22 protein-coding genes, 2 tRNA genes, 1 other RNA gene and 1 pseudogene are annotated in these 21,000 nt (G+C 56.8%); 13 read left to right on the top strand and 13 right to left on the bottom strand.

Annotated elements, in window-relative coordinates; genetic code table 11:
• Positions 1–43 precede the first annotated feature (43 nt).
• The gene (betB, locus tag NH395_RS02050; RefSeq protein ID WP_253022059.1) at positions 44–1,513 is read right to left on the bottom strand and encodes a betaine-aldehyde dehydrogenase; all 1,470 of its coding nucleotides are present in this window, start codon (positions 1,511–1,513) and stop codon (positions 44–46) included.
• Between the two features lie 10 nt (positions 1,514–1,523).
• A complete protein-coding gene (gene betI, locus NH395_RS02055) occupies positions 1,524–2,147 on the bottom strand; it encodes a transcriptional regulator BetI (RefSeq protein WP_253022061.1) in 624 nt (207 codons plus the stop codon).
• A 181-nt stretch (positions 2,148–2,328) separates the two neighbouring features.
• On the opposite strand from betI, the gene NH395_RS02060 reads away from it, so the two are divergent.
• The 6 genes from NH395_RS02060 (at position 2,329) to NH395_RS02085 (ending at position 5,890) form a co-directional block, all read left to right on the top strand.
• A complete protein-coding gene (locus NH395_RS02060) occupies positions 2,329–3,264 on the top strand; it encodes a choline ABC transporter substrate-binding protein (protein ID WP_253022063.1) in 936 nt (311 codons plus the stop codon).
• Positions 3,265–3,349: 85 nt separating this feature from the next.
• Positions 3,350–3,426 (top strand) — tRNA-Met (locus NH395_RS02065).
• 46 nt (positions 3,427–3,472) lie between these two features.
• Positions 3,473–3,569: signal recognition particle sRNA small type (gene ffs, locus NH395_RS02070), an RNA gene on the top strand.
• Positions 3,570–3,880: 311 nt separating this feature from the next.
• Positions 3,881–4,651, top strand: a complete 771-nt coding sequence (locus NH395_RS02075; RefSeq protein ID WP_253022065.1) for a DUF3750 domain-containing protein — start codon at positions 3,881–3,883, stop codon at positions 4,649–4,651.
• Between the two features lie 115 nt (positions 4,652–4,766).
• Positions 4,767–5,171, top strand: coding sequence for an antitoxin Xre-like helix-turn-helix domain-containing protein (locus NH395_RS02080; RefSeq protein WP_245748597.1), 405 nt, complete (start codon positions 4,767–4,769; stop codon positions 5,169–5,171).
• Positions 5,165–5,890 carry an RES family NAD+ phosphorylase gene (locus NH395_RS02085; RefSeq protein WP_253022067.1) on the top strand — a complete coding sequence of 242 codons (726 nt, stop codon included), beginning with the start codon at positions 5,165–5,167 and terminating at the stop codon, positions 5,888–5,890. Before NH395_RS02080 ends, NH395_RS02085 begins: the two co-directional genes overlap by 7 nt.
• A 19-nt stretch (positions 5,891–5,909) precedes the next feature.
• Here the strand turns inward: NH395_RS02085 and mntR are convergent, their stop codons facing one another.
• Complete coding sequence (gene mntR / locus NH395_RS02090; protein ID WP_253022069.1) at positions 5,910–6,386, bottom strand: manganese-binding transcriptional regulator MntR; 477 nt, start codon at positions 6,384–6,386, stop codon at positions 5,910–5,912.
• Between the two features lie 163 nt (positions 6,387–6,549).
• On the opposite strand from mntR, the gene NH395_RS02095 reads away from it, so the two are divergent.
• The 3 genes from NH395_RS02095 to NH395_RS02105 are packed head-to-tail and all read left to right on the top strand — an operon-like array spanning position 6,550 to position 9,239.
• Positions 6,550–7,467, top strand: a complete 918-nt coding sequence (locus NH395_RS02095; RefSeq protein WP_253022071.1) for a zinc ABC transporter substrate-binding protein — start codon at positions 6,550–6,552, stop codon at positions 7,465–7,467.
• A 6-nt stretch (positions 7,468–7,473) separates the two neighbouring features.
• Positions 7,474–8,301: an ABC transporter ATP-binding protein gene (locus NH395_RS02100; RefSeq protein ID WP_253022073.1), complete on the top strand. Its 828-nt coding sequence runs from the start codon at positions 7,474–7,476 to the stop codon at positions 8,299–8,301.
• A gap of 11 nt (positions 8,302–8,312) precedes the next feature.
• The gene (locus tag NH395_RS02105) at positions 8,313–9,239 is read left to right on the top strand and encodes a metal ABC transporter permease (protein WP_253022074.1); all 927 of its coding nucleotides are present in this window, start codon (positions 8,313–8,315) and stop codon (positions 9,237–9,239) included.
• A 9-nt stretch (positions 9,240–9,248) separates the two neighbouring features.
• Here the strand turns inward: NH395_RS02105 and NH395_RS02110 are convergent, their stop codons facing one another.
• The 3 genes from NH395_RS02110 to NH395_RS02120 all read right to left on the bottom strand — a co-directional run bounded on the left by NH395_RS02110 (position 9,249) and on the right by NH395_RS02120 (position 12,741).
• The gene (locus NH395_RS02110; protein WP_253022076.1) at positions 9,249–10,802 is read right to left on the bottom strand and encodes a cation:proton antiporter family protein; all 1,554 of its coding nucleotides are present in this window, start codon (positions 10,800–10,802) and stop codon (positions 9,249–9,251) included.
• 30 nt (positions 10,803–10,832) lie between these two features.
• Positions 10,833–11,282 (bottom strand): ion channel, encoded by a 450-nt coding sequence (locus tag NH395_RS18435; RefSeq protein ID WP_253022077.1) that lies wholly within the window; start codon positions 11,280–11,282, stop codon positions 10,833–10,835.
• A gap of 64 nt (positions 11,283–11,346) precedes the next feature.
• Positions 11,347–12,741, bottom strand: coding sequence for a GntP family permease (locus NH395_RS02120; RefSeq protein ID WP_253022079.1), 1,395 nt, complete (start codon positions 12,739–12,741; stop codon positions 11,347–11,349).
• Positions 12,742–12,941: 200 nt separating this feature from the next.
• On the opposite strand from NH395_RS02120, the gene NH395_RS02125 reads away from it, so the two are divergent.
• Both NH395_RS02125 and NH395_RS02130 read left to right on the top strand, forming a co-directional pair.
• Positions 12,942–14,288 (top strand): Na+/H+ antiporter NhaC family protein, encoded by a 1,347-nt coding sequence (locus NH395_RS02125; RefSeq protein ID WP_253022081.1) that lies wholly within the window; start codon positions 12,942–12,944, stop codon positions 14,286–14,288.
• Positions 14,289–14,407: 119 nt separating this feature from the next.
• Positions 14,408–15,094, top strand: a complete 687-nt coding sequence (locus tag NH395_RS02130; protein ID WP_253022083.1) for a type 1 glutamine amidotransferase domain-containing protein — start codon at positions 14,408–14,410, stop codon at positions 15,092–15,094.
• A 113-nt stretch (positions 15,095–15,207) separates the two neighbouring features.
• Here NH395_RS02130 and NH395_RS02135 read toward each other — a convergent pair whose 3' ends face one another.
• The 4 genes from NH395_RS02135 to NH395_RS02150 all read right to left on the bottom strand — a co-directional run bounded on the left by NH395_RS02135 (position 15,208) and on the right by NH395_RS02150 (position 18,798).
• Complete coding sequence (locus NH395_RS02135; protein WP_253022085.1) at positions 15,208–15,942, bottom strand: TrmJ/YjtD family RNA methyltransferase; 735 nt, start codon at positions 15,940–15,942, stop codon at positions 15,208–15,210.
• 129 nt (positions 15,943–16,071) lie between these two features.
• On the bottom strand, positions 16,072–17,715 hold the full coding sequence (gene groL, locus NH395_RS02140; protein WP_092829509.1) for a chaperonin GroEL: 1,644 nt from the start codon (positions 17,713–17,715) through the stop codon (positions 16,072–16,074).
• A 57-nt stretch (positions 17,716–17,772) separates the two neighbouring features.
• Complete coding sequence (locus NH395_RS02145) at positions 17,773–18,066, bottom strand: co-chaperone GroES (protein WP_066320359.1); 294 nt, start codon at positions 18,064–18,066, stop codon at positions 17,773–17,775.
• 225 nt (positions 18,067–18,291) lie between these two features.
• The gene (locus NH395_RS02150; protein WP_253022087.1) at positions 18,292–18,798 is read right to left on the bottom strand and encodes an FxsA family protein; all 507 of its coding nucleotides are present in this window, start codon (positions 18,796–18,798) and stop codon (positions 18,292–18,294) included.
• A 180-nt stretch (positions 18,799–18,978) separates the two neighbouring features.
• On the opposite strand from NH395_RS02150, the gene NH395_RS02155 reads away from it, so the two are divergent.
• Entirely contained in the window at positions 18,979–19,740 is a 762-nt protein-coding gene (locus NH395_RS02155) for an SDR family oxidoreductase (protein ID WP_253022089.1), read from the top strand.
• 36 nt (positions 19,741–19,776) lie between these two features.
• Here NH395_RS02155 and NH395_RS18440 read toward each other — a convergent pair whose 3' ends face one another.
• The 3 genes from NH395_RS18440 to NH395_RS02165 all read right to left on the bottom strand — a co-directional run bounded on the left by NH395_RS18440 (position 19,777) and on the right by NH395_RS02165 (position 20,720).
• Positions 19,777–19,968: a hypothetical protein gene (locus tag NH395_RS18440; protein ID WP_366064962.1), complete on the bottom strand. Its 192-nt coding sequence runs from the start codon at positions 19,966–19,968 to the stop codon at positions 19,777–19,779.
• Positions 19,965–20,411, bottom strand: a complete 447-nt coding sequence (locus tag NH395_RS02160; RefSeq protein ID WP_366064964.1) for a hypothetical protein — start codon at positions 20,409–20,411, stop codon at positions 19,965–19,967. The genes NH395_RS18440 and NH395_RS02160 overlap by 4 nt, the downstream gene beginning before the upstream one ends.
• A 224-nt stretch (positions 20,412–20,635) precedes the next feature.
• Positions 20,636–20,720, bottom strand: a tRNA-Leu gene (locus tag NH395_RS02165).
• Positions 20,721–20,796: 76 nt separating this feature from the next.
• Here NH395_RS02165 and NH395_RS02170 point away from each other — a divergent pair.
• Positions 20,797–20,988: pseudogene (locus tag NH395_RS02170) on the top strand (double zinc ribbon domain-containing protein); the annotation flags it as partial.
• Positions 20,989–21,000: the final 12 nt, after the last annotated feature.

The following is a 21,000-nucleotide window of genomic DNA, read 5'->3' on the forward strand; positions in this document are numbered from 1 at the left end:
AAGTTGGTAATGAGCTAAGTACTTGAAAGCGTTGTTTCAGGGATTAAAACACTGACTCGAACGGCCCCATCTCGATCTGTACGGACTTGGTCTGGGTATAGTGGTTGAGCGTCTCGACACCGTTTTCGCGGCCAATGCCCGACTCTTTATAGCCGCCTACCGGCATTTCAGACGGTGACTCGCCCCAGGTGTTGACCCAGCAGATACCGGCTTCCAGCTGGTGGATCACCCGGTGGGCACGGTTAAGGCTTTCGCTGAAGACGCCAGCGGCGAGGCCATAGGTCGTATCGTTGGCGCGGCGAATCACTTCTGCCTCGTCATCAAAGGCAAGCACCGACATTACCGGGCCGAAAATCTCTTCGCGCACGATCCGCATATCGTCGATGCAGTCGGTGAAGACGGTCGGTGCCGCCCAGGCGCCATTGGCCCAACTGCCGGTGTTCCAGTCGTCGCCGCCAATCAGGACCCGTGCGCCTTGTTCTTTGCCCAGGGCAATATAAGAGAGCACTTTTTCCTGATGCTCAAAGCTGACCAGCGGGCCAAAGTTGACGCTGGGATCCAGCGGGTCGCCTGCCTTGATACGCTTGACGCGTTCCACCAGTTTGGCTTCAAAGGCATCTTTAACGCTGCGCTCGACAAATACGCGTGTGCCGTTGGTGCAAATCTGGCCGCTGGAGTAGAAGTTGGCCATCATGGCTGCATCGGCGGCGCGGTCGAGGTCGGCATCGGCGAACACGATCAGCGGTGATTTGCCGCCCAGTTCCATGGTGACGTCTTTAAGGGTCGATTCGGCAGCCGCGGACATGACCTTCTTGCCGGTACCGGCTTCCCCGGTAAACGACACCTTGTCGATACCTGTATGCGCGGTGAGCATGGCGCCTACGCGGCCATCGCCCTGTACCACGTTGAACACGCCGTCGGGGAGGCCCGCTTCGGTGAAGATTTCGGCAAGCTTCATGGTGGTGAGCGGGGTGACTTCACTGGGCTTGAACACGATCGCGTTACCTGCCGCCAGCGCGGGTGCGGCCTTCCAGCAGGCAATCTGGATAGGGTAGTTCCAGGCCCCGATGGCTCCAATGACACCCAGCGGCTCGCGGCGGGTATAGACAAAGGAGCTATCGCGAAGGGGAATCTGGCTGCCTTCAATCGCGGGGGCCAACCCGGCGTAGTATTCAAGCGCGTCAGCACCGGTCACGATATCGACGCTTGCGGTCTCGCTGATCGGCTTGCCTGTGTTGAGCGTCTCAAGCTCAGCCAGTTCGTCATTGCGCTCTCTCAGAATGGCAACGGCACGCAGCAAAATGCGCGAGCGTTCCATCCCGGTCATCGCGGCCCATTCGCGCTGGCCGTGGCGGGCGGCTTCAACTGCGCTGTCGACGTCGGCCTGGCTTGCCTGGCCGACGGTTGCCAGCAGGCTGCCATCGAAAGGGTTGGTGATGGTAAACGTATCGCCTGAGGTGGCATCAACCCGGCGACCATTGATGTAAAGAGGCTGTATGTCTTGAGCGGCCATGATGGTCTCCTTAATAAGTTTCGGTCATGGAGGCACGTGGTTGGCATCCATGGTGAGCAAGTAACTGGTCTAGGTAGGTATGGGCCAGGTGTCGGGCTTCGTCGGCATCCAGACCTTCGGGGGTAAGGGCACCGCGTAGCCAAAGGCCGTCAATCATGGCGGCCAGACCCCGAGCCGCGTTGCGAGCATCCGCCCGCGGCATTACCTGGCGAAACTGGTGGCATAAATTGGTGTACAGGCGACGGTCATTGACATTTTGCAAGCGTTGCAGCATCGGTTTGTGCATGCTGCTTGCCCAGAAAGCGAGCCAGGTCTTGGCGGCCGGGCCGGTGACCTGAGTTCGGTCGAAGTTGCCTTCAATAATCGCGCCAATGTGGGCGCGGGGCGTGTTGTCTTCCAACGCGTGCCGACGTATGGAAATGGCGTGGTTAAGATCGGTCAGAATTTGCCGCATGGTGGCTTCCAGCAAGCCATCCTTGCCACCGAAATAGTGGCTGATAATGCCCGCTGACACCCCTGCGTGGCGGGCAATCCGCATGACAGTGGCTTCCGCCAACCCAACCTCGTCAATAGCCGCCATGGTGGCGTTGATTAACTGCTCGCGGCGTATTGGTTCCATTCCAACCTTAGGCATGGCTATCTCCTGTCGCGTTGAATGCCTATCCATCCATAACCTTGAAAAACGACGGTAGGCATGATTACCTAACAATGATGGCATTTTTTTATTGAACGTTCAATCAATAAAAAGGTGTTAGTTGCCGCTTCGATATCAATGCGGGGCGGAGATCGATAATCTGATGAAAAGGGGACGCTGAATGAAGAAAGCACATTTGAGCATGATGGGGGCGGTTGTCGTCACGGCAGGACTTCCTTCTCTGGCGATGGCTAATGAATGCAGCACGGTTCGCTTTGCAGAGGTAGGCTGGACCGACATTACCGCCACCACAGCGCTTGCCAGCGAAGTGCTTGAAGGCATGGGTTACGAAGCACGCGTGGATACCGTGTCGGTGCCCATTGCATACTCAGGCATGGAAAACGGTGACTTTGATGTCTTCTTGGGCAACTGGATGCCGTCAATGGCCTCAATCAGCGATCCTTACGTTGAGAAGGGCACTGTTGATCGGTTGACGGCCAATCTTGAAGGTGCCAAATACACCCTGGCAGTGCCGCAGTATGTATACGATGCAGGCGTCACGTCAGTGGAAGATCTGGCCGAGCATGCCGACCAGTTCGACCAGCAACTGCACGGTATTGAAGCCGGCAACGACGGCAACGAGTTGATCCAGCAGATGATCGACGACGATGCCTTCGGCCTTGGCGACTGGCAACTGGTCGACTCCAGCGAGGCCGGCATGCTGGCCGAACTCACAGCGCGGGTACCCAATGAAGGCTGGATGGTATTTCTGGGCTGGGAACCACACCCCATGAACACCAACTTCGACATGGCGTATCTTGAAGGGGCTGACGATTACTTTGGCCCTGATCTGGGTGGTGCAACGGTGTATACCAACACCCGCGGTGGCTACGTAGAAGAGTGCCCCAACGTTGGTGAACTGCTCAACAACATGACGTTCACACTCGAGATGGAAAACCAGCTGATGGGCGAAATCATGGACGATGGTGAAGATCCCCGTGATGCCGCGCGTGCTTACCTGCAGGAAAATGATGAGCTGCTAGGCGAGTGGTTAGCTGGCGTGGAAACCATCGACGGCGAGCCTGCTGAAGAAGCGGTGCGTAACGCACTGCAATAAACGGTGCCTGGGCAAAAGGCAGGTCGATAACGGCTTGCCTTTTGCCATCAAGATAGGCACAATGCGTCTCCGCTGATGTCGGAAAGGCTACGTAGCTCAGTTGGTTAGAGCACATCACTCATAATGATGGGGTCCCCTGTTCAAATCAGGGCGTAGCCACCACTCAGCGTAGGCAGACTCACAAGCGAGTCAGCCGTTATGGTGGCCCCTTAGGTCCTCCCGCAACGCTAAACTGCAAACCCCGCCAGGCCCGGAAGGGAGCAACGGTAGTGGTGGATGCGTGTGCCGGGATGTGGCTTTTGGGGCTGCCTCCATTTCTAGGCCTACGTATTTGTGACACCCCCTCCTATTGGTTGATTTTCAGTCGGTTTGTACGCCAGACGACAACGCCTTGTGTCTGCGAGGTAAGTTACTTCCCACTTTTTTGCCTCCATTTGGCACTCTCTTGATGGTTGTTTAAGTCCCTTGTAATGAGCGTTGTGCAAAGCTTCGCAACGCGGGTGGGTGGATAACGCTTTAGCGTGTGCACCACGTTTAGAGCATCGCTCGATTTGTGCCTGGCCTCACGGTAACTTGGCTATCCGGCCAGCACGGCTGTTAGCGACAAGGGGCTTTTATGAAAACACTAGCGTTGCTGGGGCGCTGGGCGGCGGTGTTGATCTTGCTGCTAGGGGCTCTGTTGGCTGGCCCGGTATGGATGCTGGCCAGTGACCAGATCGTGACCGAAGGGCATTGGTCGGCGCTTGATCGCTCGTCGGCGAATATTGCCCCGTCGCCTGAGGATGTTTCGGAGGCGGTGGTGCAGGTTTACGCCGCCCGTGCATACAACTGGCGAGGTGCCTTCGGGGTTCATGTCTGGATTGCCACCAAGGCGCAAAACGCTGATCACTATCGTTTGCACCAGGTATTGAGTTGGCGTCGACCTACGGTGGTATCGTCGATCGATACGCCTGATCGCTTTTGGTTTGGCAACTCACCCGAACTGCTGGCGGATTACCGTGGCGAGCAGGCGCAAACCATGATTCCCCGGATTGCCGATGCGGTGGCACGCTTTCCCTATGCTGACCTGTATCGCGTCTGGCCCGGACCCAACAGCAATAGCTTTATTGCCTGGGTGGCTCGGGAGGTGCCAGGATTTGCCGTACCCCTGCCGATTACGGCAATTGGTAAAGACTACCTGTTTGACAGTGTCCTCGCCCCCGCGCCAAGTGGTACCGGTTACCAGCTTTCACTGGGTGGCGTGGTGGGGGTGCTTGTCGCCCGGGAAGAGGGGATTGAGGTGAATATCCTTGGGCTTGGCGTGGGGGTCGATATCATGCGGCCGGCGATTAAGCTGCCGGGTATCGGCCGGTTGGGCATGCCCGCCAGGGTCATGGGGAATCATTGATTGCCAGTGCGCTTGTTGCCTGTCCTGCAGCAGGCAGGCAGAAAAGATTATAATGGTGTATGCTTTCTACAGAGACATTTATAGATTTTTTGTATTTGCAGAACAGGGCCATGGGATGACGATGCAAACGGCAAGCGAACTGGCTCACAATAAGGCAGCGGCAGCGGTAGGGCTGAAAGCCGCGGTGCGTATTCTGGATAAGTGGCGGGCGACCGGTGAGCAGGGGGAGGCCATTTTGCGCGTCTCCCACAGCACCTATGCCCGAGCGCGCCGTGGTGATGTGGCTGAAATCAAGCTCGACAGCGATCAACTCACGCGAATTAGCTATCTGCTCAATATTCATGCGGCATTACGCATGCTGTTTGAGAACCCCGAGAACCTGTATGGATTTGTCTCGATGGCCAACCACAACCCCTACTTCAACGGCCGTACGCCGCTTGACGTCATAAGTAGTGGTGATTTTGCCGCGCTTTACGAGACCTTCAAACGTATCGATAGCCTGCGGGGTGCCCAGTGGTAACGCCTGAGGAGCTGCCCATATGTGCCGCAAAACGGGTCGAGAGTTACCGCTTGGTCAACAGCAAGTTTCCACCCATCGAGCTGTTTGACGATGTGGCAGATGTCGAGGAGTTTGAAGCGCTCTACGCGCTTCAGGCACTAACCAATCCACGCTTGCGAAACGAGGTCGGCGATCTGGGGCTGTTGCCCATTGAAGATATTCCCTTTGGTATTCGCGGTTGCTCTTATGCCACCGCACCCTTTACCCACGTCAACCCCAATGGCTCACGCTTCAGCGACGGCAGCTTTGGCGTACTGTATGTTGCCGATTCGCTGAGCGCCGCGATTGCGGAGGTAAAATACCACCAGCAAGCGTACTGGCAGAAAGTGCCGTCATTGCACTATGAGCGCTTCGTTTTCAGAGGCCTGAAATGCGTGTTCGATGAAGGTGGGAGCCGGGATGCATTGGCCTTGGCGCCAACCCATGCCATTTATCATGCCGACGATTATCAGGCGTCGCAGGCGCTGGGTGGGGCCTTGCGACACTCAGCAGGCGTTGGATTGCGTTATCATTCTGTGCGGCACAGCGGAGCCGTCTGCTGGGCGCTGATGACGCCGCGTCATGTCAAACAGGTGATACAGACCACTCACTTTGAAATGATCTGGAACGGTGCCATCGCCCAGGTTAATCGGCTTTCAGCCGTATCCGGGCTGCCAACACAATCGCAAAAACAATCGTGAAAACAATGAAGTAGCTGTTTTATGGCTGATGCTTTTCAGTAAAACGCTGCATGATCGTCAGTGTTTCGTCGCTGACGTGATGCTCCATGCCTTCTGCATCGATGCGAGCAGTCGTGTCGCGAACGCCCAAAGCGCGCAGGAAATGCAGCACAATATCATGGCGGGCGCGTGAGGTTTCGGCCATTTTATGGCCTTCCTCGGTCAAGAAGAGCGATCGGTAGGGGCGGCTCGTTACCAGTCCCAGTTCATTCAGGCGTCGGATCATTTTCGATACAGTCGCCTGGCTAACCGCCATGCGAGTGGCAATATCAGCCGCGCGTGCTTCGCCGCGGTGGCGTAAAAGATCCCCGATCAATTCCACATAATCCTCGATCAGTTCTGTTTCGTGGGCATTGCGCACGGTTTCGTACTGTTGCGCGTGCTGTTCTACAGGCGGCAGTGCATCGCCACTCAGGCGTGAAGTAGGCGGCAATGGCTGCTGTTCGTGATCGCTCATAATGGCTATATAGGTTGGCTATATCAGAGTGAATAAAAACGTTGATTAGGATGGTAGCGTATTTTTTGAAATAATTGTTAGCCAAGGCTAAACTATTTGCATAATGCTTTTTTGTTGAGCTACAGTTGTCGTTAACGCGATCCTATCACAGTGGAGAGTTACCATGCGCCAACGAGATATATGGTTGTCGTGTACGATCCCTTTCGTTTTTGCCGGTGCTGCGACCAGTGTTCAGGCTGATGACACGACATCGCCCATCAATGTGGCGGTGACATTTTCGGTATTGGGTGATCTGGTTGAAAGAGTGGCGGGGGACAGTGCCAAGGTGTCTGTTCTCACCCCAATTGATGCCGAAGTACATGAGTGGGAATTAACCCCTGACAACTTTGCCGCCCTGGAAGACGCCGACGTGGTGTTTTATAACGGCTACCAGCTTGAGCAATGGATGTCGCAGGTCAATGCCACGGTGGATGACGATACCCCAGTTGTGCCGGTGGCGGAGGCCTCGGGCTATCCCACTCAGAGCATCGTGACCGGTGAAATGGAGGGCGATGTCGATCCCCATTTGTGGATGGACCCACGCGCTGCAGCGGCCTATGTGCAGGCGATTGCCGATCAGCTTGAGGACGCTTTGCCACACCAGGCTGATGATATTCAGCGCCGAGCTGAGGCGCTTGAAGCCTCTCTCCACGAGCTTCACCTTGAGCTACAGGAAACCCTTGCTTCGATTCCCGATGAGCGACGCGTCCTGCTTTCCAGCGAAGCGGCGTTTCTTTACTTTGCCGATGCCTACCATTTTGAACACAACGGCATATGGGGCACCAATGCCGAAACGGAAGGCTCGCCGCGCCAGTTGATGAGGGTCATTGACATGATTAACGAGCGTCAGCCTGCTGCGATCTTCTGGGAAAGCACCATCTCCGATCGTCATGTGACGAGCGTGGCAAGCGATACGAATACGCCCGTTGCCGGCCCGCTTTACGTTGATTCGCTGAGTGAACCTGACGGTGATGCCCCCGATTACTTTGCCATGTTGCGCCACAACGCTGAGCTGTTGCGTCGTCATCTGGTAGACGAGTAAATCATCATGGCCACCAACCCTGATACGCCGACCGCTGCTGTTGAGATCCACGGCCTCCATGCGGCCTACCAACGTCAGCCGGTATTGGAAAACATCAACCTGACCTTTCCAGCCGGGCTTTGGACGGCCATCGTGGGGCCCAATGGCGCTGGCAAATCGACATTATTTCATGTGCTGACGGGCAGCATGAAGCCGCTGCGTGGCACCGTGCATGCCTTTGGTCACCCGATTGCCGAGCACCGCCGTGCGGGGCATATTGCCTACATGGCCCAACGCGAGGCCATCGAGTGGGACTTTCCTGTTTCTGTCTGGGAAACGGTGATGGGCGGGCGCTTTGGCCATATGCGTCAGGATGCGTGGTGGCGACGCTTTATGCCCGCACGCTGGTATCACCCGCGTCATGGCGACGCTGTGCGTGATGCCTTGGCCGCTGTCGATATGCTGGCGTTTTCGGACCGGCCGATTGGCGCGCTTTCCGGCGGGCAGAAGAAGCGTGTGCTCCTCGCCCGTGCGCTGGCGCAGCAGGCCAGTATCCTGCTGCTGGATGAGCCTCTTGCAGGTGTTGATCCACCCAGCGAGCAGCTAATCCTGGACGTATTGCGCCGCGAAAGGGAGCTGGGGAAGACGGTGATCATGGTGACCCATGATATGCCCAGTGCGCGTCGCTACGCCGACCATGTCGTACTGATCAATCGCGTGATTCGTGGGGCAGGACGGCCCGGTGACATGCTCAGCGACGCTAAACTGGCGGCGTTGGCAGTTAGTGACATTGAATCGACGGAGCACGAGATGGTGCAAACCGCAAGTCCTCTATCCACCGCTTTGGGCCGATAAGGAGTCGCCGCATGATTGAGCTTTTAGACGCCTTTGGCACCGGGCTGGTGAATGGCCTGATGAATGCGTTGATGGTAGTGGTCAACCTGCTGCCGGATACGCTATCGGATGCCTTTCAGTACCGCTTCATGCAGCGCGCCCTATTGACGTCGGTGATGGTGGGGGCGATTTGCGGTTTGCTTTCCTGCTATGTGGTCCTCAAACGTTGGTCACTGCTGGGCGATGCCATCTCCCATGCGGTGCTACCCGGCGTGGCGATTGCCTACCTGCTCGGCTGGCCGTTCTTTATCGGTGCTTTCATTACTGGGGCGCTGACCTCCATAGGTATCGGGGCTATCGAACGGCATACCCGAATCAAGTCAGATGCTGCCATGGGGTTGATGTTCACGGCGGCCTTTGCGCTGGGGATCGTGATCATCAGCAAGATTGCCTCCAGTACTCACCTGATGCACATTCTGTTTGGCAACGTGCTGGGCGTGCGGGAGTCGGCGCTGTTACTGACGCTGGTCGCCAGTATCATTGCGTTGTTGGCGGTATGGCTCTTTTTTCGTCCGCTGTTGCTCTACGCCTTTGACCCTCAGCAGGCGCAGGCGCTCGGCTTCAACACCAGCGTGATTCACTACGGGCTGATCTTGCTGCTGACACTGACCATTGTGGCAAGCCTTGAAACGGTGGGGATCATCCTAGTGGTGGCCATGTTGATTACCCCTGGTGCGACCGCCCATCTGTTGACCGACCGTTTTCGTACCATGATGCTGATATCCGTGTCGGTAGGTGTCAGCTCCGCGGTGGTCGGGCTCTGGTTGTCGGCGATGCTGGATGTCGCCTCGGGCGGCACGATCGTGCTGGTGGCCACTGGCTGGTTCTTTATGGCGTTATTGCTGTCACCCAAGTATGGGGTGCTCGCCCGTCAGTGGCGACGCTGGCGGATGGGCTGATCTGCCCATTCAAAACGTGGTTGGCGCAGTAGACTGCAGGCTTTCCCAGGTTTTTTCGGCGATGCCGATACCGGCACCGGCCATCAGCAAGTAGGTTTGGTCAGCGCCAGCCGCCATCAAGGGGGCTTCTTCATCGGGATAGTTGATACCGGCAATGATCGTGCCTTTGAAGCCTGCTTTGCGCAATTGGCGAGTGGCAAAGAGTTTGCTCTCGATGTTGGGCGTTGCCAGCATCACGGCTTCAAGGGCATGAATATCCAGGTGCAACCAGAAGGCGATATCTTCTACATCGGCATAGCGTATATCGCGCTGGGATGACGCTACTTTATTCGGGTCGGAATCAATGCCGACCACCCGCAAATGGTTCTCGACGAAAAAGTCGTAGGCGGCACTGCCGGTCCGGCCCATGCCGATCACCATCATTCTGGCATCGCCCAGAGTGACGGGCTGCTCATCAGGGTGGCGTAAGTGACGTTCAAAGCGCGTCAGGCGGGCTTCATAACGATCAAAGAGAACGTGGGCGACGCGGTTGAGCGGCGCGGCGATGATGAATGAAAGCGCCACCGTCAGCGCCAGCGGTACCAGCCACTCCTCCAGGAGGCTGGACGCCACGATCAGGCCGAACTCGCTGTAGGCCGTGAGGCTGAGGCTTCCCAGAAAAGCACTACGGGCGCGGATCTTGAAAATAACCAGCAGGGCAAAAAACAGCGCGGTTTTTAGCGGCAACAGCATTGCCATGACGCCAGCGAAGATCAGCGCGTTCGCGTCGGGTAGGCCCGACATGCCGATCTGCAGAAAAAAGCTGATCAACAGGATCTCTTTGAGTCCCCACAGCGCTTTGGACATTTCCTGAGCACGCGGATGTCTGGCCAGCAGAAGCCCCATCACCAGGGCGCCCACTTCACCACTGAGACCTACCACATCGAACCCAAGCCCGCCGACGGCAATGGCGAGAACGGCCCCCATCAGTACCAGCATTTCATCGTGCTGGGCAATGCTCATCAGCCAGTAAAGCAGTGGCCGTAGAAGCGGCAGTGCCAGGATCCAGAGCGCCCACCAGGAGGGAGACTGGCCGCTGTAAATGCTGATGGCGGCCAATGCCACCAGGTCCTGGATAATCAGGATACCGATCGCCAGTCGCCCATGCAGCGCCCGCAATTCTCTTTTACCTTCGAGCACCTTGGCAGCCAGTACCGTGCTTGAAAACGAAAGCGCAATGGACAGCAGAATGGCAGTATCGAGCGCCAGGCCAAGAAAGATCACAAAGCCTGCAGTGAAAACAAACGCCGTGATGCCAAGGTGGATAAAGGCGCCACCCAGCACCGCAGGTTCGACGAGATTTCTAAGGTTGAGCTTCAGGCCAATGGTGAATAGCAGCAGCAAAACCCCTAGATGCGCGAGGTGCTCAAGTAGCGGGCCCGCCTCCGTGGGTAAGCCGATATAGGGGCCTGCAAAATTAAGCGCGAAACCGGCCGTTAAAAAGCCCACCAGGGGTGGCAGGCTGAGCTGGCGAGCCGCAATGCCGAAGATAAAGGCAAACGATAAGATGATGACTTCAAACATGCACAATCCCTAGCGTATGGAACGGACGGGTTATTTTCTTACTCGCCAATGCTTTTGCATTTCAACAAAGGTGAATGACGCCGACCAGGTGATCAAGACAAAGCCGGTGAGTGCCAGGGTGCCATACAGAAAACGGATCGGGCCGGTGGCATAAATATCGCCGTAGCCCACCGTGGTGTAGGTGACGGCTGCGAAGAAGATATGATCCAGCAGGTTGAAAGCGCTATAGCCGTTCAGGGCGCCAATGCCTTGCAGTTCTGTCAGCCACCAACCCGTGAGGCCGAATAGCCAGATTTCGGCGATGTGGGTCATCAGCACGCCGAATGCCATGGCCAGAATGCGCTGACGGTGAGGTCTGCTTGATCGCTCAATCTGGCGGGAAATCAGCCAGAGGGCTTCATAGTGCAGCAGAACCGCGAGCACGACGGCGATAGAGGTGGTGATGACCACCACTATGTGTTCAGGGTACGGAATCGTCACGTAATGCAGGGCCCGTAGTTGCTAGCGCTGGTCTGATGTTAACTATCTCATGCGCAAGGTTATTTTAGAAGCTGCCAAACAGCGTTCCCAGGGTGATCACGCTCACCAGCGCGGCGATGGGCAGCACGATCGTGACCATGGCCAGGTTACCGTAGGCCTGGCGGTGGGTTAGTCCGCAAATGGTTAGTAGCGTTATCACCGCACCTGAATGCGGCAGGGTGTCCATGCCCCCGGCGGCCAATGTGGCAACACGATGCATGAGTTCGGGGTCGATGCCGGCCGCTTGCGCCATCGCCAGGTATTCGCCGCCCAGCGCTTCGAGCGCAATCGACAGGCCTCCCGACGACGAACCGGTAATACCCGACAGCACGCTCATCGCCAGCGCTTCGGAAATCAGCGGATTACCCGGCGATGCGTTGAGCACTGTGTCACGAATGATGTTAAAGCCCTCGAGGCTGGCAATCACGGCCCCATAGCCGACCACGGAGGCGGTGTTGAAAATGGGTAGCAGCGAGTCGACACAGCCGCCGTTAACCGTGTTTTTCAGGTCTATCCAGTGTTTCCAGCGGCTGATGACCAGCCATATCGAAGCGCTTAGTAAGGCGAGCAAGATCGACCACAGTCCGCTCTGCCGGGCGGGCGATACGTCGGCGAATTCATCGCTGATAAAGTTCAGATCCATTGACGGGAAAACAAGATACGTCAGCAGGCCATTTAGGCCGATCACCATGATCAACGGAACCAGCGCCGTGGTTAACCGCATATTGGGCGGCGAATCCTGGGTGTCGCTGTCATCCGTCTCGCCTTCTTTGTGCTGGCCGTAGCCCTCATTCAGGGCGGCCGCCCGTTTTACCCGAGATTGCAGGTAGGCCATCCCCAGCCCGAGCATTATGAGCCCGGCGATGACCCCCAGGCCGGGAGCGGCAAAGCTGTTGGTGGCGTAATAAGGAATAGGGATGGCGTTTTGGATGGTCGGGGTGCCGGGTAGGGCGGTCATGGTAAAGGTAAAAGAGCCCAGCGCAATGGCTCCTGGAATCAGCCGTTTGGGGATATCGGTACGGCGGAATAATTCGCGGCTGATGGGGTAAATGGCAAACGCCACGACAAATAACGAAACCCCACCGTAGGTAAGAATCGCGCAGGCCAGCACGACCGTCAGTACCACATGACGGGTGCCCAACTTGTTGACGATGCCGTTGGCAATTGACTGAGCGGCGCCGGAATCCGACATTAGCTGTCCAAACAGGGCGCCTAGAAAGAATAACGGAAAAAACTGAATGGCAAAGCTGCCGAGGGCTCCCATGAAGGTGTCGGTATACATTGGCAGCAAAAAAGCGGCTTCACCCGAGAGCGTGACTGCCAGCGCCGCCATCAGCGGGGCGAGCATCAGGACCGTCAGCCCACGATAGGCAAGAAAGATGAGCAGCAACAGCGAAAAGACAATGGCAAAGGTGCTCATGAGCGCTCCCTAGCAGCACGAAGGTCAGTTAATCCAAAACGCAGGATACCAACATAGCAGGCATTGTGTTGCATAGCAGCAAATCTGGCTGGTGGTTTTTGGTGTTATATCGGGTAAATAGCACCGCGAATAGCGATTTTCTCTGATAAAATCCCGCGTTTTCTCGCTTACCACTTCACTGCCCTGCTTTAGGAAGATTGATGAACGCCGTAATTATTGCCGTACTTGTGATGGTCGCGCTCTCGCTTGCGCGGGTGTCGGTTGTGTTTGCCCTTATCGTGGGCGCGTTAGTGGGCGGGCTCGTCGGTGGGCTCTCATTGGATCAGACGCTCGAGGCGTTCAACGATGGTGTGGGCGGCGGTGCCCAGGTGGCGCTTGCCTATGCAACGCTGGGCGCCTTTGCTGTCGCGATTTCCCGCTCGGGTCTGCCGGACATGCTGGCCAAGGTGCTGATCAGGATGCTGGGAAAAGAACCCCATACGGCCAACCAAAATAGCGTGAAGTGGGTACTGTTGGCCGCCATCGTGCTGGTCGCGGTTCTTTCCCAGAATGCAATCCCCGTGCATATCGCCTTTATTCCGGTGTTGATTCCGCCTCTGCTGGTGGTCATGAACCGTCTGCGGCTTGACCGTCGCGCGGTGGCCTGTGCGCTGACCTTCGGCTTGACGGCCCCTTACATGCTGCTGCCCGTTGGCTTTGGCGCGATCTTTCTCAACGATATCCTGCTGGCCAACCTGAATAGCGCGGGCGAGCCGCTGGGCCTGGAAATCTCACGCGAGATGCTGCCCATGGCGATGGCGATCCCCGTCGGCGGGATGCTGATGGGCTTGATCGTGGCGCTAACCTTCAGCTATCGCGGTCGGCGCGACTATGACGCCAAACCGTCAGCGAACACCTCGGCAGGGCATTCGGCGACGCCCGCCACGCCACACAGGCTTGGGCTGGTCATGTCGGGGGTCGCCATTGTCGCTGCTCTCGGGCTTCAGCTTTATAGCGGCTCGATGATACTGGGCGGCCTGGTAGGGATCGGGCTGCTGTCGCTGGGTGGCATCTTTAAATGGCGCGAGGCCGACGACTTGTTCACCAGCGGGATGCGCATGATGGCGTTGATCGGCTTTATCATGATTTCAGCGGCCGGTTTTGCAGAAGTCATGAAAACCACCGGCGATATCGATACGCTTGTCGCGGGTGCGGTCGACCTGTTTGGTGATAATCGTGGCTTGGCCGCCCTGATCATGTTGCTGGTCGGGTTGTTTATCACGCTGGGCATCGGCTCGTCATTTTCGACGATTCCCATTATTGCGGCTATTTTTGTGCCGCTGGCGGTTCAGTTCGGCTTCTCGCCCATGGCGACCGTCGTGCTGGTGGGCACCGCGGCGGCCCTGGGGGATGCGGGCTCGCCGGCATCCGACTCAACGCTTGGCCCAACCGCAGGGTTGAACGTGGATGGTCAGCACGATCATATGTGGGACAGCGTGGTCCCCACCTTCCTGCACTACAACCTGCCACTGATCGGCTTTGGCTGGCTGGCGGCGATGATGCTTTAAGCATCCAGGGCAAGACATCCAGCCAGGACAGTCAGGTTCGGCTTGCAATTCAGCGGGTACGCCCCCACTTAGAAGAGTGTTAAGCGGAGTTTTGAACGCATCACGCTAGGAGAATTTAGATGAGCAAGCGTATTTTGATAGTACTGACGTCGCATGATCAGCTGGGTGATACCGGCGAAAAGACCGGTTTCTGGCTGGAAGAGCTTGCCGCGCCTTACTATGTGTTCAAGGACGCCGGGGCCGAAGTGACGTTGGCCTCACCGAAAGGGGGGCAGCCGCCGCTTGATCCAAAAAGCGATGCCGAAGATGGGCAGACCGATGAAACGCGGCGCTTCAAGCAGGATGAGCAGGCCAATGCTGCCCTGGCGGCGACGCATCGCCTGAGCGATATGAAGGCGGATGACTTTGATGCCGTGTTCTATCCGGGTGGCCACGGCCCGTTGTGGGATCTGGTCGATGATAAAGATTCTATCAACCTGATCGAAACCTTTATCGCGCAAGGCAAGCCGGTGGCTTCGGTCTGCCATGCGCCGATTGTGCTCGTCAACGCGAAAGGCACGAACGGCGATCCCTTGGTGAAAGGCCGTGAAGTGACCGGCTTTACCAACGGTGAAGAAGCGGCCGTGGGGCTGACGGATGTCGTGCCTCATCTGGTGGAAGACGTGCTTCAGCAGTGTGGCGGTATTTACAGCAAGGCAGACGACTTTACGCCTTATGTGCGTGAGGATGGCCAGTTGATTACCGGCCAAAACCCGCCTTCCTCAGCGGCGACCGGTAAAGCACTGATGGCGTGGTTGGCCCGTTAATCAGCGTTACGCCCACAATCAGCCAGCGGTATAGACCCAAACGGCGAGCTCAAGCTCGCCGTTTTTTTGGTATGTAGAACGGATCTTGCACGATGGGACCTGTGTGGCTCGAATTATCGATCCGGCAAGTGGGATTCGAAAGCGCTTAGCAGGCCACGCATCAGGGAAAGCTCCTTGCGACTCGGCTGGGCGCGGGTAAACAGCGCCTGCAGCTGTTCCTCTGTGCGCGCATGCGGCTGGGTAATAAAGCCGCTTTGTTGCATCAGTCGCCCCAAGTGCGCCTGAAAGTGCAAGAACTGCTCGCGGCTCGGCGGCGTGGTCTCCGTCGGCTGCTGATAAACATAGTCGCTGTCGTCGCGCCTGCGCCAGGCCCGGTGGACTTCGTAGGCAAGGATCTGTACGGCTTGAGAAAGGTTTAAAATGCCGTAGTCAGGGTTGGCGGGAATGCTCACCTGATGCGTGCAGCAGCGAATCTCGTCGTTGGTCAACCCTGAGCGTTCACGGCCAAACACCAGTGCTACCGGCGCATGCTGCGCGTTCTGGGTGACCGCCTGGGCCATGTCGTCGGGTTCTTCAAAATGGGGCAGGGGGAGGCTGCGTAGCCGCGCGCTGGCGCCTACTACCTGAACGCAGTCGCTCACAGCCTCGTTGAGCTGCGTGACCACCTGGGCGTTGTCGAGGACATCGGTGGCGCCCGCGGCAAGGCGGGTAGCCTCGTCGTCAGGGAATTGCCGCGGGTTGACCAGCACCAGGTTCGTCAAGCCCATGGTTTTCATGGCCCGGGCGGTGGCACCAATGTTGCCTGGATGGAAGGTTTGCACCAGCACAATGCGGATATTGGAAAGCACGGTGATAAAGCAGCCTGAATAGCGGTATAAGAAAATGTGATGTTAACACGCTTTTAACGACAAGAACCCCGCACAGGGCGGGGTTCTTGATGACGGTAGGCCGTCAGAGCGGAAAGGCTCGGGGGGCAATTACATCATGCCGCCCATGCCTCCCATTCCGCCCATGCCACCCATATCCGGGGCAGCTTCTTTCTCGTCCGGATCGTCGGCGATCATGCACTCGGTGGTGATCATCAGGCCGGCAACGGAGCCCGCAGACTGCAGCGCGGAACGCGTAACCTTGGCCGGATCGAGGACGCCCATTTCGAACAGGTCGCCGAACTCGCCGGTCTGCGCGTTGTAGCCGAAGTTGCCTTCAGCGTCTTTTACGCGGTTGATGATCACAGCCGGTTCTTCGCCGGCGTTGCTGACGATCTGACGCAGCGGCGACTGCAGGGCGCGCAGTGCCATGTTGATGCCGTGGTTCTGGTCTTCGTTATCACCGGTCAGGCCCTGTACCTTGGCCATGACGCGAACCAGTGCGGTACCACCACCCGGCACAACGCCTTCTTCAACGGCGGCGCGAGTCGAATGCAGCGCATCTTCAACGCGTGCTTTCTTCTCTTTCATTTCCACTTCGGTGGCCGCACCGACGCGGATAACCGCAACGCCGCCTGCCAGTTTGGCAACCCGCTCTTGCAGTTTCTCTTTGTCGTAGTCGGAAGACGTGTCTTCGATCTGGGTGCGAATCTGACCCACACGGGCTTCGATATCGGCTTCAACACCGGCGCCATCGATGATGGTGGTGTTTTCCTTGGTCATGGTCATGCGCTTGGCAGTACCCAGATGATCCAGGTTCGCCTGCTCGAGGGTCAGACCAACTTCTTCGGAAATCACGGTGCCGTTGGTGAGGATCGCGATATCCTGAAGCATCGCCTTGCGACGATCGCCAAAGCCGGGAGCCTTGGTGGCCGCAACTTTCACGATGCCGCGCATGTTGTTCACGACCAGCGTGGCCAGTGCCTCGCCTTCGATGTCTTCGGCAACGATGGCAAGCGGCTTGCCTTGCTTGGCAACGGCTTCGAGGACCGGCAGTAGTTCGCGGATGTTGGAGATCTTCTTATCCACCAGCAGGATGTAAGGATCTTCCAGTTCCACGGACATGGTGTCCTGGTTGGTCACGAAGTAGGGCGACAGGTAGCCACGATCGAACTGCATGCCTTCGACGACTTCCAGTTCGTCTTCGAAACCACGACCTTCGTCAACGGTGATGACGCCTTCTTTACCGACTTTTTCCATCGCCTCGGCAATGATCTCGCCGATACGCTTGTCGCCGTTGGCGGAGATGGTGCCTACCTGGGCAATGGACTTGGTGTCGGTGCAGGGCACAGACATCGCCTGGATTTCCTTGACCGCTGCAGTGACGGCTTGGTCGATGCCGCGCTTGAGGTCCATCGGGTTCATGCCGGCGGTCACGCCTTTCAGGCCTTCCGCAATGATGGCCTGGGCCAGCACGGTCGCGGTGGTAGTACCGTCACCTGCCACGTCAGACGTTTGCGAGGCGACTTCCTTGACCATCTGGGCGCCCATGTTCTCGAACTTGTCTTTCAGTTCGATTTCCTTGGCGACCGATACGCCATCTTTCGTGACGGTGGGTGCACCAAAGGATTTTTCGAGAACGACGTTGCGTCCCTTCGGGCCCAGGGTAACTTTTACTGCGTTGGCAAGAGTGTCAACACCGCGCGCCATGCGCTTGCGAGCATCATCTGAAAACTTGACTTGTTTAGCTGCCATGTTCGTTACTTCCTAATAAAATTCAAGAAATGGGAAAGTAATGGGCCGAGGCGGTGATTAGCCTTCGACAACTGCCAGAATATCGGCTTCGCTCATGATCAAGACTTCTTCGCCGTCGATTTTCTGTTTTTCAACGCCGAAGCCGTCTTTGAAGATCACGTTATCGCCAACTTTCACGTCTAATGGGCGAACATCGCCGCTTTCTAGAATGCGGCCGTTACCGACAGCGATAACTTCGCCACGGGTAGGCTTTTCCTGCGCATTGCCCGGAAGCACGATGCCGCCAGCGGTTTTCTGCTCTTCTTCCACGCGACGAACGACGACGCGATCGTGCAAAGGACGGATATTCATGCTTACGTTCTCCTGAGTATCGTCAAAGCCCCAGTCAGGGCGGTTAGTGTTGATAACTTTCGTGGGCGGTGCCCGCGAAAAATGAAGGCAGGATGCCTTCGCTGTAAATGGCAACCACTTTATAGTGAAGCAGTTACCGAACTTGTATGCTGTTTCAAAAGTGGGGGCTGCGAATGGCCTTTCAAGGGGTCGCTAATAAAAAAATCTCAAGCGCTGACCCGTTTGCTAGCCACGGTGTTTCGGTTCATCCCGACTAATAAAATCACCTTCGATCGGCCCTTCCGGCTTTTCCGCGGATGAGGCGCGCTCACCGTGACGATAGTCGGGTTCATCCTGCTGGTAGGCCCACGACGGGTCATGCCCGGATGTGCGGTGGGTGGCGACCTTTAACCCCAGGGCGGTCAGCAGTTTAAACAGCAGGCGGCGGGCATTCGGCACAAGGCAGGCAAGGCCCAGGGCGTCAGACAGAAAACCAGGTGCCATCAATAGCGCGCCGCCAAATATCAGGGCGGCACCGGTAAACAGCTCATTAGAGGGAATTTCACCTGCCTGCATGCGCTGACGAGCGCGGGCAAAGGTTGCCACGCCTTCCTTGCGAATGAGATGGAGCCCCACGACCCCGGTACCAATCACCAGCAGCAGGGTCATTAATAAGCCGATCTGGCTGCCAATCGAGAACAGGATGACAAAATCGAGAAGCGTGAACAGGGAAACAAACACCAAAATGGGCATAACCAACTCCGTAAAAAACGTCCTGATAGATATGGTGACAGTCTGATCGAAAAACAAGTTGGGCTAAATAGCCCAGCGAAGCTGCATTGCGCTTTTGGGGATTGCCGGGTGATGGTTTGCGTGTCAGTTTGAATGACGAGATATATCAACGTGCTAAAAACGGATGGGAAGGAGTGTCAAATGAAGCTGGATGGTCGGGTAATTGCGATAACCGGAGGCGCACAGGGTTTGGGCTATGCCGTGGCCCAGCAACTGGGGAAGAAGGGGGCAAGGCTGGCATTGCTGGATATTAGTGGCGAAGCTCTGGATAGCGCTGTCTCGACATTGGCCCGACAGGGGATCGAAGCCCAGGGAGTGGTCGTTGATGTCGCCGATGAAGCCTCGGTTGCGCAGGCATTTGCGGACATTGCCGAGAAGCAGGGGCCGATCAGCGGGTGTGTCAATAATGCGGGGATTACCGACGATGCCCTCATGGTGAAAGCCAAGGAGGGGCAGGTGGAAACGCGTATGTCCCTGGCGGCGTGGCAGCGGGTTATCGATATCAACCTGACGGGCGTTTTTTTATGTGGCCGGGAAGCGGCGACGCAAATGATCGAAGCCCGGCACGAAGGCGTGATCGTCAATATTTCCAGCATCTCGAAAGCGGGTAATCCCGGCCAGAGCAATTATGCGGCCGCCAAGGCGGGGGTTCACGCATTGACCGTCACCTGGGCAGCCGAGCTTGCGCGGTACGGCATTCGCACGGGCACGGTGGCACCCGGTTTTATCAATACGGACATGACAGCCTCAATGCGCCCGGATATGCTGGAACGCATTGCGTCGAAGGTGCCGCTCAAGCGCCTGGGCGAGCCGGAGAACATTGCGCAAAGCGTGGCCTTTATCCTCGAGAACGACTATTTCTCGGGTCGGATCATCGAGTGCGACGGTGGGCTGCGGCTATAGCCAGGTTCCATGGGGGCGGTGTTGGTGATCCCGGCCCTAGCGTTTCGTTTCCAGGTTATCCACCTCTTCGGCCCAGCGCTTTACCTTACGGCGCTGAAGCCGCCCGTTGAGACGCTTGGTATCCACGCTGATGGGGATCAATGCTTTTTCGGAAGTGGATGGGTCGCTTAGATAGAATGTCCGTGACGCCCCGACAGGCCTGTCCTCCGATCCATAGATGGCAATCACCCGCAGTTCCAGTTGCAGCCCCGTCTGGTCATAGATGGCGTTGTCCAGTCGCCAGGCGGCGCAGATCTGATCGGCAATGCTGCAAAGCGTTGCATATGCAGGTAATCGCCAGAGGCCAGCGGTCCCTGATGGCTTCTGATGGATTTCCCTTTCTGTTCGTCCTCTTTTTCTTCCTGGTACTCCGCGACGTCGACCATGTAGCTGTTTTCCCGCGTGTGAAGAATCGCCACCACATGCTGGATATAGATGGATTCACTGCTCATGTTGCTGATCAAGCACAGCGCATTCTGCCCGGTGCCCAGGCCGCGGTTGATGATGATGCGTGGGCGCCGCTGGCGAACGTAGCCGTTATAGAGTAGCTGCGCGTAAAATAACCAGACAAGAAGCGTCAGGATGCTCGTGACTGCGGAAATTGCCTGAGCGTTATTATTGAGCCATTCCATGGATGCGTTCCTTCGCCGGATGTTTATTGAGGATCTGCCAAGTAAAACAAAAGCTAGCTCAATACGCTGGAGATGCCAGTCACATAGCTGATACATTTATATCAGACTAAACGCATATAATGGATACAAAAAAGCCGAATATGAGGAAAACGGACAATCATTGATGAAGCCGTCAGGAGGGAAGTAAGCAGGGTGCCAGGAGTGAATGACGCTTGAAACTGAATTGGTGCGGATGGGGAGACTTGAACTCCCACGCCTTACGGCACTAGAACCTAAATCTAGCGTGTCTACCAATTCCACCACATCCGCGGAACGGGGCGTATACTATCAATCTTTTGTATAAAGTCAACGACAAAGTGATCAATCCGCCGGTCAAGGAGCGCGAATGCGATTGAAACGCTGGGTAGCTGCCGGTAGTGCTCTGGTAAAACGGGCACTACCGGGTTATTGCGCGTTTTGTTTGGCACCCCTTGAAGGGGGCGCAAGCTGGTGCTCGGAATGTTTCGAGCAGTTGCCCTGGAATAAACCTGCCTGTCCGTGCTGTGGTGATCAGCTAACGAATGATCACCCATCCTTGTGCGGGCATTGC

Origin of the sequence: Halomonas sp. Mc5H-6, assembly GCF_024124705.1 — a bacterium.
Taxonomy (GTDB): Bacteria; Pseudomonadota; Gammaproteobacteria; order Pseudomonadales; family Halomonadaceae; genus Vreelandella; species Vreelandella subterranea.